Origin of the sequence: Streptomyces soli, assembly GCF_003999195.1 — a bacterium.
GTDB lineage: Bacteria > Actinomycetota > Actinomycetes > Streptomycetales > Streptomycetaceae > Actinacidiphila > Actinacidiphila soli.
The window spans coordinates 1-14,407 of record NZ_RJVR01000341.1 but is presented as its reverse complement, the minus strand read 5'-3'; the positions used below and the strand labels follow the sequence as shown (position 1 = coordinate 14,407).

General features: G+C 70.9%; 13 protein-coding genes and 1 pseudogene. 7 read left to right on the top strand and 7 right to left on the bottom strand.

Features of this window, described 5'->3' with window-relative positions:
- The 4 genes from EFK10_RS41540 to EFK10_RS41525 form a co-directional block, all read left to right on the top strand.
- Positions 1-1,066, top strand: a 1,066-nt coding sequence (locus tag EFK10_RS41540; protein WP_164836368.1) for a tetratricopeptide repeat protein, incomplete at its 5' end; no start/stop codon positions are given.
- Positions 1,057-2,307 carry a PP2C family serine/threonine-protein phosphatase gene (locus EFK10_RS41535; RefSeq protein ID WP_240677794.1) on the top strand — a complete coding sequence of 417 codons (1,251 nt, stop codon included), beginning with the start codon at positions 1,057-1,059 and terminating at the stop codon, positions 2,305-2,307. The genes EFK10_RS41540 and EFK10_RS41535, both read left to right, overlap by 10 nt.
- A 101-nt stretch (positions 2,308-2,408) precedes the next feature.
- Complete coding sequence (locus EFK10_RS41530) at positions 2,409-3,809, top strand: vWA domain-containing protein (RefSeq protein ID WP_127360830.1); 1,401 nt, start codon at positions 2,409-2,411, stop codon at positions 3,807-3,809.
- 40 nt (positions 3,810-3,849) lie between these two features.
- Complete coding sequence (locus EFK10_RS41525; RefSeq protein WP_127360832.1) at positions 3,850-4,686, top strand: FHA domain-containing protein; 837 nt, start codon at positions 3,850-3,852, stop codon at positions 4,684-4,686.
- A gap of 498 nt (positions 4,687-5,184) precedes the next feature.
- Here the strand turns inward: EFK10_RS41525 and EFK10_RS41520 are convergent, their stop codons facing one another.
- The gene (locus EFK10_RS41520) at positions 5,185-6,321 is read right to left on the bottom strand and encodes a methyltransferase domain-containing protein (protein ID WP_127360829.1); all 1,137 of its coding nucleotides are present in this window, start codon (positions 6,319-6,321) and stop codon (positions 5,185-5,187) included.
- An 89-nt stretch (positions 6,322-6,410) separates the two neighbouring features.
- Here EFK10_RS41520 and EFK10_RS41515 point away from each other — a divergent pair, with 89 nt between their 5' ends.
- Positions 6,411-6,815, top strand: a complete 405-nt coding sequence (locus EFK10_RS41515) for a globin (RefSeq protein ID WP_127360828.1) — start codon at positions 6,411-6,413, stop codon at positions 6,813-6,815.
- Positions 6,816-6,828: 13 nt separating this feature from the next.
- Here the strand turns inward: EFK10_RS41515 and EFK10_RS41510 are convergent, their stop codons facing one another.
- From EFK10_RS41510 to ettA, 3 genes are read right to left on the bottom strand one after another with little or no spacing between them, the layout of a single operon-like run.
- Positions 6,829-7,527 carry a hypothetical protein gene (locus tag EFK10_RS41510; RefSeq protein WP_127360827.1) on the bottom strand — a complete coding sequence of 233 codons (699 nt, stop codon included), beginning with the start codon at positions 7,525-7,527 and terminating at the stop codon, positions 6,829-6,831.
- Positions 7,524-7,949 carry an acyl-CoA thioesterase gene (locus EFK10_RS41505; RefSeq protein ID WP_127360826.1) on the bottom strand — a complete coding sequence of 142 codons (426 nt, stop codon included), beginning with the start codon at positions 7,947-7,949 and terminating at the stop codon, positions 7,524-7,526. The genes EFK10_RS41510 and EFK10_RS41505 overlap by 4 nt, the downstream gene beginning before the upstream one ends.
- Before the next feature lie 2 nt (positions 7,950-7,951).
- Positions 7,952-9,616: an energy-dependent translational throttle protein EttA gene (gene ettA, locus EFK10_RS41500; RefSeq protein WP_127360825.1), complete on the bottom strand. Its 1,665-nt coding sequence runs from the start codon at positions 9,614-9,616 to the stop codon at positions 7,952-7,954.
- Positions 9,617-10,267: 651 nt separating this feature from the next.
- Between ettA and EFK10_RS48165 the strand changes: the two genes are divergently transcribed.
- On the top strand, positions 10,268-10,435 hold the full coding sequence (locus EFK10_RS48165; RefSeq protein ID WP_164836366.1) for a hypothetical protein: 168 nt from the start codon (positions 10,268-10,270) through the stop codon (positions 10,433-10,435).
- 120 nt (positions 10,436-10,555) lie between these two features.
- Positions 10,556-11,320, top strand: coding sequence for a DUF2637 domain-containing protein (locus EFK10_RS41495; protein ID WP_127360824.1), 765 nt, complete (start codon positions 10,556-10,558; stop codon positions 11,318-11,320).
- A gap of 744 nt (positions 11,321-12,064) precedes the next feature.
- Here EFK10_RS41495 and EFK10_RS41485 read toward each other — a convergent pair.
- The 3 genes and pseudogenes from EFK10_RS41485 to EFK10_RS41475 form a co-directional block, all read right to left on the bottom strand.
- The gene (locus EFK10_RS41485) at positions 12,065-13,462 is read right to left on the bottom strand and encodes a Cys-Gln thioester bond-forming surface protein (protein ID WP_127360823.1); all 1,398 of its coding nucleotides are present in this window, start codon (positions 13,460-13,462) and stop codon (positions 12,065-12,067) included.
- A gap of 218 nt (positions 13,463-13,680) precedes the next feature.
- On the bottom strand, positions 13,681-14,106 hold the full coding sequence (locus tag EFK10_RS41480; protein WP_127360822.1) for a single-stranded DNA-binding protein: 426 nt from the start codon (positions 14,104-14,106) through the stop codon (positions 13,681-13,683).
- A gap of 107 nt (positions 14,107-14,213) precedes the next feature.
- Positions 14,214-14,407: pseudogene (locus tag EFK10_RS41475) on the bottom strand (ATP-binding protein); the annotation flags it as partial.

The window sequence follows — 14,407 nt, the reverse complement described above, 5'->3', positions numbered from 1 at the left end:
CGCTCAACTGCCGCCCGGGGCGGCCCGGTACAGCCCGACGGTGCCCGGCACGCGGTACACCGTCCCGGCGCAGGCGGGGGCACCGGCCGCCGAGGCCGGCAGCGTGGCGGCGGGCGGTCATCCCTCCGTCGCCCGGCTCAACGTGCTGGGGTCCGTGCTCGCCCTGCCCGTGCCGCTGGTGGACGCCGCCGACCCCAACGCGGGATTCCTGGCAGGCCTGGCGGCCGTCGCCCCCGGCGAGCTGGTCACGGCGTTGCAGGCGGCGCCCGTGGACTCCGTCGAGAAGCGGTTGCGGGATCTGCGGGCCCGTCTCGAACTCCACGATGCCGAGGGTGCGCAGCGCGTACTGCGCGCGCTGGCCGACGACGACCTCGACGACTGGCGGGTGGTGTGGCACCGCGGCCTCACCGCGCTGTCCACCGGTGACCACGAGACGGCCGCGCTGTCCTTCGACGCGGTCTACGACGCCTTCCCGGGCGAGTCCGCGCCCAAGCTGGCGCTGGGCATCTGCGCCGAGATCCTGGGCCAGTTGGACAACGCGGCCGAGTACTACCGGCTCGTGTGGAGCACCGACCAGAGCTATGTGAGCGCCGCGTTTGGGCTGGCCCGGGTGCGGCTGGCGGCGGGCGACCGCGCGGGCGCCGTACAGGCCCTGGAGTCGGTGCCGGAGTCGTCCATCCACTTCACGGCGGCCCGGGTCGCGGCGATACGTGCCCGGCTGCGCGAACGCTCGCCGCAGGAACCGCTGCTGGCCGACCTGCTGGCCTCGGCCGCACAGGTCGAGGCGCTGCAACGCCTCGGCATCGACACGGACCTGCGCGAGCGGCTGACGACAGAGGTGCTGGGCAGCGCGCTGGACTGGGTGCTCGCCGGCCGGCAGGGCACGCCCCCGGTGGCCCCGGCCGGCTCCCGGCCGAGCCTGTTGGGCTCCCCGCTGGACGAGCGGGGGCTGCGCTTCGGGCTGGAGCGTTCCTACCGGGTGCTGGCCCGGCTCGCCCAGCAGGGCAGCACAAGGATCGAACTGGTGGAACGCGCCAACCGCTTCCGCCCCCGGACATGGGTGTGAACGCGATGCCGCAACTGACGCTGTGCCCCGAGTGCGCCGAACCGCTCGACCCCGAGGACAGTTTCTGCGGCGCGTGCGGTGCCGACCTGACGACCGCCGCGTCCGGGGACGGCTACGAGCTGGCGCCGCCGGCGCCTGCCGGGCCCCCCGCTTCCCCGGCTTCCCCCGCTTCCCCGGCTTCCCCCGCTTCCCCGGCTTCCCCGGCTTCCCCGGCTTCCCCGGCTTCCCCGGCTTCCCCGCCCGGGGGAGGCGACACGACGACCTTCGGAGTCGGCTCCGTACAGCTGCCGCACTCGAAGATCACCGATCCGCGCGAGGAGCCTCCCAAGGTGGAGTCCCCCCAGGCGGCCTGCGTGGCCTGCGGGGTCGGCCGGGTCGACGGCGACGGATACTGCGAGCACTGCGGGCACGCCCAGCCCCGGCCCCGCGACCACCAGGAGCAGGAGCTGGAGGGCGTGGCGGCGGTCAGCGACCGGGGGCTGCGGCACCATCGCAACGAGGACGCCTTCGCGCTGTCCGCGACCTCGCTGCCGGACGGCACCCCGGCCGTCGTGGCGGTGGTGTGCGACGGCGTGTCGTCCGCGTACCGCCCCGACGACGCCTCCGCCGCGGCCGCCGCGACCGCCAACGAGTCCCTGCTCGATGCCCTGGAGCACGGCGCCGCCCCTGAGGACGCCATGCGCGACGCCCTGCTCACCGCCGCCCAGGCCGTCACCGACCTCGCCGACGAGGACCGCGGCGCCGGCGGAGGGGGCCCGCACCACAACTCCCCCGCCTGCACCTGCGTCAGCGCCATCACCTCCGGCAAGACCTTCACCGTCGGCTGGATCGGCGACAGCCGCGCCTACTGGATTCCCGACGACCGCTCGGCTCTCGCCGCCCGCCTCACCGAGGACGACTCGTGGGCGGCCCGCATGGTGGCGATGCGGCTGATGACCGAGGCCGAGGCGTACGCGGACGACCGCGCCCACGCCATCACCGGCTGGCTCGGCGCGGACGCGGTCGAACTCGACCCGCACACCGCTTCCTTCGAGCCGGACGGGCCGGGGGTACTGGTGGTGTGCACCGACGGCCTCTGGAACTACGCGGAGTCCGCCGCCGAGCTCGCGTCGGCGGTCCCCGAGGACGCCCGCGCCCGCCCGCTGCACTGCGCGCAGGCACTAGTCGGAATGGCGCTGGACGGCGGCGGCCACGACAACATCACGGTCGCCGTCATGCCCTTCCCCGTACCGCAGCCCTGACTGACCCACAGTCCTGAACCGCAGATCTGATCTCCAGCCCTGATCTCCAGCCCTGAAGTGCACTGGTCTGAACAGCGTCTGAAAGCCGAGGAGCGCAAGCGATGGCCAACTTCTCCAAGTCGAACGTGCCGCAGTTCTCCGTCGATATCTACCAGAACGAGTACCTTCCGGAGGGCGGCCGCGAGGTCAACGCCATCGTCACGGTGACCTCCACCGGCGGCGGCACCACCGGCGGGCTGCCGCTGCCGACCCGCCCCCAGCCTTCGGCCGGGGGGAGGACCCCCATCTCGCTTCGCTCGCCGGGCCACGTCCCGGGGACCGCGCCGACCGGACCCGCCGCGGCAGTGGTCATCATGGTCGACTGCTCCGGCTCGATGGACTACCCGCCGACCAAAATGCGCAACGCCCGCGACGCCACGGCCGCCGCCATCGACACCCTCCGCGACGGCGTCGCCTTCGCCGTCGTCGCCGGCACCCACGTAGCCCGGGAGATCTACCCGGCCGGCGGCGCCCTCGCCATCGCCGACTCCTCGACCCGCAACCAGGCCAAGCAGGCCCTGCGCAAGCTCACCACCAGCGGCGGCACCGCCATCGGCACCTGGCTCACGCTCGCCGAGCGGCTGCTGGCCACCGCTGACGTCTCCATACGCCACGGCATCCTGCTCACCGACGGCCGCAACGAGCACGAGAAGCCCGAGGAGCTCAAGGCCGCCCTCGACGCCTGCGCCGGCCGCTTCACCTGCGACGCACGCGGCGTCGGCACCGACTGGGAGGTCAAGGAGCTCACCGGCATCGCCTCGGCGCTGCTCGGCTCCGTCGACATCGTCGCCGACCCCTCCGGCCTGGCGGCGGACTTCCGGCAGATGATGGAGACCGCCATGGGGAAGGAGGTGGCCGACGTCTCCCTGCGGCTGTGGACCCCGCAGGGCGCCGAGATCGGTTACGTCAAGCAGGTCGCCCCCACCGTCGAGGACCTCACCTCACGGCGTACGGAAGCCGGTCCCCGGGCCGGCGAGTATCCCACCGGGTCCTGGGGCGACGAGTCCCGCGACTACCACATCTCCGTCCAGGTGCCGGCGGCCGGCGTCGGGCAGGAGATGCTGGCGGCCCGCGTCTCACTCGTACTCCCGCAGCCGGACGGCACATCGCAAGTGCTGGGGCAGGGCCTCGTACGGGCCGTCTGGACGGACGACATGGCCGCCTCGACCCGTATCAATCCCCAGGTCGCGCACTACACCGGCCAGGCCGAGCTGGCCCAGGTCATCCAGCAGGGCCTGGAGGCCCGCAAGCAGGGCGACCGGGACTCCGCCACCGCCAAGCTGGGCCGCGCGGTGCAGCTGGCCAGCGCCTCGGGCAACGAGGACACAGCGAAGCTGCTCGCCAAGGTGGTCGACGTCGTCGACGCGGCGACGGGTACTGTGCGGCTGAAGGCCAGGGTCGCCGACGCCGACGAGATGACCCTGGAAACGCGGTCCACCAAAACGGTACGCGTCAAGAAATAACCCGCGCGACACTGAGAGGGGCGGAGGGGGAATGAGCGATATGTCGACTTGCCCGAACGGTCACCAGTCCGGAACCGACGACTGGTGCGAGGTGTGCGGCCACCGCATGTCCGCGCCCGCACCCGTCTCCTACCCCGTCGCGCCGCCGCCTCCCCCGCCGTACTCCGGGGGCTACACGCCCGGCTACGACCCCGACGCGACCTCCGCCGCGGAGCCCTGCCCCAACTGCGGCACCCCGCGCGAGGGCATCGCCCAGTTCTGCGAGGAGTGCCGCTACAACTTCGTCACCCACGCCGGCACCACCTTCGTGCCGCCCTCCCCGCCGCCGCAGTTCCCCCCGTACCAGCGCTACGAGACCGAGCGCTCCCGGCCCTCCCAGATGAACCGCCCCGCCGAGCCCATCGCCCCCGAGTCCTTCACCTCCGGCTCCGGCGACTTCCTCCTCCCGCCGCCCGAGACCCCCGCCTCTCCGGGCACCTGGACCGCCGTCGTCACCGCCGACCGCGACTACTTCAGCGCGATGATGGCTCGCAGCGGCCCCGACGCCCAGGGCCTCTACTTCCCCTCGTACTCCCCCGAGCTGCGCCTCCCCCTCACCGGCGACCAGCTCACCATCGGCCGCCGCCGCCACTCCACCGGCGAATCCCCCGACCTCGACCTCTCTCGCGCCCCCGAGGACCCCGGCGTCTCCCACAAGCACGCCCTCCTCGTCCGCCAGCCGGACAGCACCTGGTCCGTCATCGACCAGGACTCCACCAACGGCACCACCCTCAACGACGCCGACGACCCCCTCGACCCCTACGTCCCCGTCCCCCTCAAGGACGGCGACCGCGTCCACGTCGGGGCCTGGACCACGATCACCATCGTGCGGGACTGAGGACTAGAGGCCGCGCGAATAGGTGGGGCGGCGTCGCGTGCCGATGGCTCTCGCCTGGCGGCGTTGTCGTCGGTCGACGACGTCCCCCAGCCTGGCGGCTGGGTGGGGGTGCCCCTGGCTTCGCCGGGGGCACCCCCACCGGCCGAAGACTGGTGGGGGTCCTCCCCCAGCCTGGCGGCTGGGAGGTGCCCCCACCGGACGGAGTCCGGGGGAGAGTGCCCCCACCGCCTTGCCAGACTTGCCCCTCGCCCCGCTCCTTCACCCACCCCAACTATTCGCGCGGCCTCTAAAGCGCACCGAACGCGTACCGCACCAGCTCCGCGTCCTTCTTCGGGACGGTGAGGTCATACGTGCCATCGGCGGTCACCAGCTCGTACCGCTCGAACTTCGGCGCCATCGGCACCTTCTTCCCCGTCGGCGTGAGTGCGAACGGCGGCCGTAGCGTGGCGCTGCGCTCGCCCCGGCGGTCGCGCCGCCCGTCAGGACCGTGATGCTGGGTCAGACCCTGGGCAGTTCCCAGGCGTTCGGGCCGTCCGGGTGATCGAGCCAGGTCCACTGGTGGTCGCCGTGGATGGTCATGCCGAAGCGGTCGCGGGATGGGTGGCCCTCACAGTCGAACAGGGCGTGCGCCTCCTCCACCAGGGCCCAGAGGTCGCGGGGGCCGGCGAGGAGGACGGTGCCGGAGCGGTCGGCGCGCGCGGCGGAGCCGTCAGGGGCGGTGATGGCGGCGCCGCGGCCGCCGAAGGCCCAGCGGGTCTGGAGTTCGCCGGCGAGGAGGGTGAGCAGGAAGCGGAAGAGCTCGCTGTCGAGGACCTGGGGCGGGGTGGTGGTGGAGCGTACGCGTTCCTCGGGGCCGATGGCCTCGGGGGCCGGGTGGGCGGCCGCGCCCGCGCCGCGCAGCGAGACGAAGTAGGCGGGGGCGGGCAGGAAGCGCCCCTGCGCATGGTGGGCGCCGGTGACCCGCAGCGCGATCAGGCCGCCGCCGAAGGGGGCCAGCACCAGGCCGCCGGGGCGGCACTGGCGCAGCCACTCCGGCGGGACGAAGGGCAGTTCGCAGGTCGCGATGATCCGGTCGTACGGTGCGCCGCGGGCCCAGCCCAGGGAACCGTCGCCGGTGACGACGGCGACGGCGGCGAAGCCGGTGGCGGCCAGGTGGGAGCGGGCCGCCTGCGTGATGGCGGTTTCGAGGTCGACGCTGGTGACGGCTTCGCCGCCGAGGCGGTGCGCGAGCAGGGCGGCGTTGAAGCCGGTGCCGGCGCCGATCTCCAGCACCGTGTGCCCCTCCAGCACCTGCAGCGCCTCCAGCATCGCGGCCATCAGCGACGGCTGGCTGCTGGACGACAGCAGTTCGCCGCCCCGGATGTGGGTGATCAGCGGCGCGTCCGCGTACGCCCCCGCGAGCCAGCTGGCGCGGGCCCGAGAGTCCGGGGCGTCCGCCGAGAACCGCGAGAAGCCGCCGCCGGCCGGGCGGGGCCGGTAGTAGACCGGTACGAAGACATGGCGCGGCACCTCCGCGAAGGCCGCCCGCCAGCCCGGATCCCCGAGGCCTCCAGCGGTGACGACGCGGCGCACGAGCCGGGCCCGCAGCGGGACGGCGGCTTCGGCGTACGGATCGCCGGGCTCGACATCGGTCATACCCCCACTGTGCGCCGCCGGAGGCGCTCGGTCCTAGCACCGGTCCTAGGCCCGAAGTCCTCCGCCACCCCGTCTGAGACCATGGACTCGTGAACGAGATCCCGCGCGGCAGCATTGAGCAGCAGACGTTCTACGAGGCGGTCGGCGGCGAGAAGACCTTCCGCCGTCTGGTGCACCGCTTCTACGAAGGCGTCGCAGATGACCCGGCCCTGCGGGCGTTGTATCCCGAGGAGGACCTCGGGCCCGCCGAGGAGCGGCTCGCCATGTTCCTGATGCAGTACTGGGGCGGCCCGCGCACCTACAGCGACAACCGGGGCCACCCGCGGCTGCGCATGCGGCACGCGCCGTTCCAGGTCGACCAGGCGGCGCACGACGCCTGGCTGCGCCACATGCGCGACGCGGTGGAGGAGCTGGGCCTGGAGCCCGACTACGAGCGGCAGCTGTGGGACTACCTGGTCTACGCGGCCGCGTCGATGGTGAACACGCCCGGCTGACCGCGGGCCGGGCTCAGACCGGGGTGACGCTGAGCCCGAGCCCGGTGTTGCGGCGTACGGCCACCGAGCCGTAGGGCGTACGCAGCCGCAGCCACGGCCCGGCGGCCAGTAGGACCGGCGCGTCGTCGGTGGACGCGTCGCGCGGGCCCGGCACGGGCAGCCGGACGGGCCGCAGGAAGCCGAGGGCCTGGGCGGCGTGCACGGCCCGCAGGGGCAGACCGGTGGCGTCGAGTTGCCGGGACCAGATGTCGTCGGCGATGGCGTCGAGGACGGTCCGGGTCCGGGCCTCCGGCGCCAACTGCTCGGTGCGGGCGCGGAATTCGGCGACCCCGGCGGCCGCGGCGGCGCGGATGTCCTCGGCGGAGGGCAGCCCTTCCGCCGGGCGCCAGCCCGCGCGCGGCGGCAGGAGCCCGGCCCAAGCGGGGCCGGTGACGGAGCCGGGGACGGTGACTGTGCCGCCCGGCTCGTCGATGCCCTCGAGCAGCTGCCCGGCGGACACGGTGGCGTCGAGCCCAGCGGGGTCCACGGGCGTGGCCAGCGCCGCCGTACGTATCGCCAGGACTCCGCCGAAGGGCGGCTGTCCGAAGACGGCCAGGACCCCGCCGGCGGCCTGGAGCCTGACCGCGGCGGCCTTGTCCCAGCGCAGCAGCCGGGCCAGGAAGGCGGCGAAGGCCTCCGCCTCCCTGGGCTCCGCGAGCTGGAGGGTTGTCATGCCGCGACAGCCTCTTCGTCCTCGGAGGCCGGCGCGTCGTCCCGGTACTCCTCCAGGAAGGCCCGCTCGTCCGCCGTGATCCGGCGCGGACGCTGCGCCTCGAAGTCGAACGGCACGATCACCGTCGAGGCGCGGACGTAGAGCTGGTCCGGGTCCTTGACCTCGTACGCGACGGTGAACGATGCCGCGTTGATCTTCGTGACCCACAGCTCGATGTCCACCGGCGTGTGCCGGTGTGCCAGCTGCCGCTTGTAGTCGATCTCATGGCGTGCCACCACGGACCCCTGCTTGAAGTCCTTGTCCGGGCGGAACAGGAAGTCGATGCGCGCCTCCTCCAGATAGCGGAGGAAGACCACGTTGTTGATGTGGCCGTACGCGTCCATGTCCGCCCAGCGCAGCGGGCAGCGGTAGATGTGCCGCAAGATCAGCCCCGGGTCAGCTTCTTGTAGGTGGCACGGTGCGGACGGGCGGCGTCCGGGCCGAGCCTCTCGACCTTGTTCTTCTCGTACGACTCGAAGTTGCCCTCGAACCAGAACCACTTGCTCTCGCCCTCGTACGCCAGGATGTGCGTGGTGACCCGGTCGAGGAACCAGCGGTCGTGGGAGACGACCACAGCCGCGCCGGGGAACTCGAGCAGCGCGTTCTCCAGCGAGCCGAGCGTCTCGACGTCGAGGTCGTTGGTCGGTTCGTCGAGGAGCAGCAGATTGCCGCCCTGCTTGAGGGTGAGCGCGAGGTTGAGGCGGTTGCGCTCACCGCCGGAGAGCACGCCGGCCGGCTTCTGCTGGTCCGGGCCCTTGAAGCCGAAGGCGCTCACGTACGCGCGGGACGGCATCTCGACCTGGCCGACGTTGATGTAGTCCAGCTCGTCGGAGACGACGGCCCACAGCGTCTTCTTGGGGTCGATGTTGGCGCGGCTCTGGTCGACGTAGGAGATCTTGACGGTCTCGCCGACCTTGATCTCGCCGGAGTCGGGGGTCTCCAGGCCCTGGATCATCTTGAAGAGCGTGGTCTTGCCGGCGCCGTTGGGGCCGATGACACCCACGATGCCGTTGCGCGGCAGGGTGAAGGAGAGGTCGTCGATGAGGACCTTGTCACCGAAGGCCTTGGAGAGGTTGTTGACCTCGACGACGATGGAGCCCAGGCGCGGGCCCGGCGGGATCTGGATCTCCTCGAAGTCCAGCTTCCGCATCTTGTCGGCCTCGGCGGCCATCTCCTCGTAACGGGCGAGGCGGGCCTTGGACTTGACCTGTCGGCCCTTGGCGTTGGAGCGGACCCACTCCAGCTCTTCCTTGAGGCGCTTGGCGCGCTTCGCGTCCTTCTGGCCCTCGACCTTGAGGCGGGAGGCCTTCTTCTCCAGGTACGTGGAGTAGTTGCCCTCGTAGGGGTGGGCGCGGCCGCGGTCGAGCTCGAGGATCCACTCGGCGACGTTGTCCAGGAAGTACCGGTCGTGGGTGACGGCGACGACGGTGCCGGCGTACTTGGCGAGGTGCTGCTCCAGCCACTGGACGGACTCGGCGTCCAGGTGGTTGGTGGGCTCGTCGAGGAGCAGCAGGTCGGGGGCCTCGAGCAGCAGCTTGCAGAGCGCGACGCGGCGCTTCTCGCCACCGGAGAGGTTGACGACCGGCCAGTCGCCGGGCGGGCAGCCCAGGGCGTCCATGGCCTGCTCGAGCTGGGCGTCGAGGTCCCAGGCGTTGGCGTGGTCGAGCTGCTCCTGCAGCTGGCCCATCTCGTCCAGGAGCGCGTCGGAGTAGTCGGTCGCCATGAGCTCGGCGATCTCGTTGAAGCGGTCGAGCTTGCCCTTGATCTCGGCCACGCCGTCCTCGACGTTCTCAAGGACGGTCTTGGTTTCGTCGAGCGGCGGCTCCTGCAGCAGCATGCCGACGCTGTAGCCGGGCGAGAGGTACGCCTCACCGTTGGAGGGATGCTCCAGGCCGGCCATGATCTTGAGCACGGTGGACTTGCCCGCGCCGTTCGGTCCCACGACGCCGATCTTGGCGCCTGGCAGGAAGTTCAGGGTGACGTCGTCCAGGATCACCTTGTCGCCGTGCGCCTTGCGCGTCTTGCGCATGGTGTAGATGAACTCAGCCAAGAGAAACCGTCCGGCATTAGATGATGGGCAGATAGCAGATACCCCCCATCTTGCCTGACCGCCACCCTCCCGGGCGAACCAGTAGGTCGGAGACCTCCATCCCGCCACTGGCCTGCTGCGGCGCTGTCTGGGCTGGTCGGCGCCTGTCAGCGCTGGTCGCCCTCGGGGGCCTTCCCACGGCCCACAGGCGGCCCGGGAACGGGACTCCGACCAGCACCGCGGCCGGCCTGAGCTCCCCCCTCGGGAGCGGGGATCCCCAGAGCGGCCCCTAGCTAGGGGCAAGCACGCTTGTCGGCGGACAGGAACAGCCGACTGACCAGTCCTGACATCGCCACTTGGAACGCTCGATCTTTCCGTCCGCTTGTGAAGAACCCGGGCAAGGTGAGCGGTCGTCCCTTGGCTCGGTGCACGCGCACGTCCCAGGAACATGCCACCTCGGCTGCTGCGTCGTCGCTCCGGGCAGCCTTCGACCCGACGGGATGAAAATCATAAATGACCGCAGTTGGTCACTCGTGTAGCGGAAATCTCAATGATCGGATGCTTCGTTGTGCAGGTGTGACAACAGGCCATGCGCATCTCGCATCATCAGCTCCACCCGCGTCGATCTCCGGGGCCTCCCGTCTGGGGGACTGGGTGCTTGTCTTCGGTTCCGTGAGCAGCTCCGAACCGAGTTCGGCCACGTACATCGAACGCGGCGCGGACCGGATCCGCCTGATCCACTGCTCCTCGGTGCTGGAGGCCTTCGTCCTGACCATGGACCGGATCGAGGCCGATTTCACGCGTCGCTTCGGCGGTGCACCGACGATCGCGCGGACGTGACGAGGCCACTGCGCAAGCTCCTGCGCTCCACGAACCGCGCCGAGCAAGACAAGCCGCCGCGGCCGCCCCTGCAAACCCGCCCTGTCCCCAACCTTCGTCAACGGCTCCGGCAGGACATTCATGCATGACGGGTACGACCTCTTCGGCGCAAACGGTGTGCAGACGAACGTGGGTAGTGAGATGTACTCACCTGACACAGGGCAGTGGCATGCCCACGATTCCGTCCCCAAGCAGGAACCTTTTTCTGCTCCAGACTTCGATGTCCTCAACGGGCGCTGGCAGTCCGAGGCCGACCTGGCACGGCTGCTGCAGGCGTCTGCGTGTCACGACGAGGACACCCGGCCCACTCTCGACCTGCCACCCCACGCCCTCCGCCCGCCGACCCGGCACCGCCGCAGCCGCTACCCCCTTCTCAAGACGGCACCGAAGCGGGCGTGGACTCGGGCGCAGATCCTGAGTCTGGCCATCGCGTCATTGATCGCCGCCCTCGTCGCCATGGTCAGCGCCCTCAGCGGAATCATCGCGCATGACCCCTTGCGCCACCTCGCCTCCCCGGCCGCCCCCCAGCAGCTCACGACCTGGTGGCCGGCCCTGATCTACGGCCCTTGGATGGTCGCCTCGCTGTCGATCCTGCGCCACGCCGTGCACCACCGCCGCGCTCCCCACTCCTGGGCCATTGTGCTGCTGTTCTCTGCGTTCGCCGTCATTCTCTGCATCGCCTACGCACCCAAGACCGTCGCCGGCGTGACCGTCGCCGCGCTTCCCTCCGTCGCCGCCCTGTCCTGCTTCCACCAACTCTCACGCCAGATCACCCTCACCAAACCCTCGCAGCGACGCGTCCCGGGTCAACGCCGCGCGCCGGGCTCTACTCAACGACCGACCTAGACCCCCGTACGGGCAACGTTCGCCCGCAAGCGAGGGGTCCTGGTGGGCCAGATGCAAGGTGCCGGATCGCGTGCTCGGGCGGGCGGGGCGAACGTTGCCTGGCGCAGCACCGGACGGTCAAGGGGGCGGACCCCTGTGAGGCCCGCCCCCTTGGCCCCGCTTACGGCAGGGTCACTGCCAGGTCTTCGCGGTACGGGCGGGGCTGCCGGAGCGCTAGCAGACGGTGGCTGATGTCAGTGGTGGTTGTGACCTGCGGCAAGGTGAGATCTTCGGGCTTGCCGTCGACGACATCGGCGAACTCGGCTGGCTCTATGTGCGCTTGCCCCGCTTGGGCGGAGCGAAGACGAGCACACCGCGAACCTTTTTGACCTGCTGTTGCGTGACGTCTCCCTCGACCCCGTGGTGTCAGCAACGCTCACGGAGCACATGAAGCGCTTCCCGCCCGTCGACGTGACGTTGCCCTGGCTGACGCCGACCGGTCCTGAGGTGACTCGGCGCCTCGTCTTCACAAGCGGCGCCGGCAAGGCCCTTTGGAGCAATGCCTTCAACGACCAAGCTCGGAAGCCCGCATTGGCGTCTGCCGGGATCATCCCCCCTGAGAAGGGGCAGCGGTAACTGGCTGCTCGTGAGCACGGGATGCATGCGCTGAGGCACTTCTACGCCTCGGTTCTCCGACAGGGAAACGGGCAGGGGGGCGGACCCTGTGACGTCCGCCCCCCTGCCCGTGGGGATCAGTGCCTCGTGTTACTCGGCGGGGGTCGCCGACTTCTTCTTACGGAGGAAGAAGACCGCGCCGCCGCCGACCAGGACGAGGACGATGGCGATGCCCGCGATGACCGGGGTCGCGCTGCTGCTGCCGGTCTCGGCGAGGTCGCCGCCGGCGCTCGTGCTGCCGGTCGAGGCCGTGCTCGGCGAGGAGGACGGCGTGGGGGAGCCGGTGCTGGTGCCGCCGCCGGAGGTGGCCGTCTTGCAGTCCAGGACGCCCTCGAAGGTCTTCTCGAAGCCGTTCGGGCCGGTGATGCTGATCTTGTACGCCTGGTCCTCGTCCACCGGGACGGTGATGGTCTCGGACTTACCGGGCGCGACCGTGTACTCCTTGCCTGCGAGTTGGAAGGTGAAGTCCTCGTCACCCTCGTTCGTCGCGGTCACGTCCACGCCGCCCTTGGCGCAGTCCACGGCGGCGGAGACGGCTGGTATCGCGCCCTTCTTCGCCCAGGTGCCGTTCGCGGTGGCACTGACGGTGCTGTCGCTGGAGCCGGCCAGGATCTGGGTCTGGCTGGTGCTGTCGGTCGCGGTGAACGCGCGGCCGACGGGCACGGTGGTGGTCGCGGTGGCGGTCAGCGCGGCGGTGCCGTCGGTGCCGGCCGGGACGTCGAAGTAGACCTGGGCGCCGTCGGCGGCCGTGGTCACCTCCTTGCCGTCCTTGTCGACGAGCTTGACGCCGGAGGGGGTGCCCGGGGTGAGGCCCAGGGCGACGCTGTCGGCGTTGGTGTGCACGGTGACCGGGCCGAGCTTGTCGCCCGCCTTGCCGGACACGGCGGTCGGGCTGAGGCTCAGCGAGGCGTCCGGCTCGGCGGTGTCCGCCGCGTGCTGCTGCAGGTAGTCGGCGAGCTTCTCGGCGTCCGGGTCGGAGGCGGTGACGTCCACACCGTCGGAGAAGCGCCAGATGGCGACCTGGGTGCCCGCCGCAGCGGTCTTCTGGCTGAGCGTGCCGGCGCCGGAGGTGGAGGCGAGCGCGGCGAGGTCGTTCACCTGCGGGTAGGAGTGCTGCAGGATCCAGTTGATCTTGCCGGCGTTGGGGTTCGCGTGCAGCGACGAGGCGTCCCAGGGCACCTCCTTGTAGGTGGCGTCCTTGAGCGTGTGGTGATTGATGTCGATGCAGTACGTCTGGATGGCTCCGCCACCGTCGACGGACATCTCGAACAGGCCGGCCGAGACATCACGCGAGGTGCCGTTCTCGTGGATGACAGCGCCGTCGTACGTCTTGAGGCCGCCGAGCGTGGCGGTGGCGCCGCCCGCGGTGGGGGTCGCGTCGTCCGCGACAGCGGATCCGGCGCCGGCTATCGCACCCGCGGCGAAGAGACCCGAGGCCAGTATCGCGGCGGCAAGGCGGGCAGCGTTCCGCCTTCGTACAGTGAACATGTTTTCCCCTCCGGGCGAGGCCGGTCGATGGGGGGATGCCTCGCCTGCAGTCTGTAGAACTGTGCGGTATCCACGGAATCCTAGGAAGCGGCCGTATCGATAGCGCCGGGATTCACAGACAGGTCCGCATTCGAATCACAATCGTTATCGGCGCGGGTGAGTATCCCGGCATTCTCAGGCGGGATTGTCGATAAATCACTCACCCACTGCCCGAATTATCAGGACACCGCCATGGGTGCGGGCACCGATGCCGGGGAATCCGGAATAAGCAGTTCGGGTCGGCCCTGGGTGATCCGCCGGAAGGCCGAGGTCCCACGCGACAGGTCGTGGCCCACGGCCACCGCGTCGATCTCGGCCGAGGTCCACCGCTTGCCGTCCCGGTCCTCCTCGCGCACCCGCAACCTGCCCTGGACGACGAGCGGTTCCCCCACCCCGACCGAGGCCATCACGTTCTCCCCGAGCGCCCGCCAGGCCCAGACGGTGTAGAAGCTCGTATGCCCGTCGCTCCAGGCGCCATTCTCCCGGTCCCAGCGGCGGGCCGTGGTGGCCAGCCGGAAGCGGGCCACCGGGACTTCCGACCCCGTCTTACGGAATTCGGGCTGGGTCGCGACATTTCCCACGATGGTTACCAGCGTCTCGTTCATTCCCGGGTCCTCCCCCGTGTCGACTTCGTCTTCGACTTCCGGGCACCATCGTGCACCCGGCGGGACTGTTTTGGAGGAACCAACTTCAACCTGTGGATAACCGAGGATTACCGGTTGGTTGTGGACAACTCCGTCACCCGGAAGTGGGTACCGGCCACGACTCCGTACTGCTCCCGCACCTCCCGGTAGCGCATCAGCTCCGCCGCGACCGGCTCCAGCACCCGCGCCCGGCCGCAGTCCGCCGCCGCGTCACGCAGCCGCCGCTCGGCCGCCTGACCGTGGCGGCGGGCCGGGCCCCGCG

Excerpts from the sequence above, each read along its gene's own strand:
- EFK10_RS41535 (WP_240677794.1), top strand. The coding sequence starts at position 1,057 with ATGGGTGTGAACGCGATGCCGCAACTGACGCTGTGCCCCGAGTGCGCC.
- EFK10_RS41530 (WP_127360830.1), top strand. The coding sequence starts at position 2,409 with ATGGCCAACTTCTCCAAGTCGAACGTGCCGCAGTTCTCCGTCGATATC.
- EFK10_RS41525 (WP_127360832.1), top strand. The coding sequence starts at position 3,850 with ATGTCGACTTGCCCGAACGGTCACCAGTCCGGAACCGACGACTGGTGC.
- EFK10_RS41520 (WP_127360829.1), bottom strand. The coding sequence starts at position 6,321 with ATGACCGATGTCGAGCCCGGCGATCCGTACGCCGAAGCCGCCGTCCCG.
- EFK10_RS41510 (WP_127360827.1), bottom strand. The coding sequence starts at position 7,527 with ATGACAACCCTCCAGCTCGCGGAGCCCAGGGAGGCGGAGGCCTTCGCC.
- EFK10_RS41495 (WP_127360824.1), top strand. The coding sequence starts at position 10,556 with ATGCATGACGGGTACGACCTCTTCGGCGCAAACGGTGTGCAGACGAAC.
- EFK10_RS41485 (WP_127360823.1), bottom strand. The coding sequence starts at position 13,462 with ATGTTCACTGTACGAAGGCGGAACGCTGCCCGCCTTGCCGCCGCGATA.
- EFK10_RS41480 (WP_127360822.1), bottom strand. The coding sequence starts at position 14,106 with ATGAACGAGACGCTGGTAACCATCGTGGGAAATGTCGCGACCCAGCCC.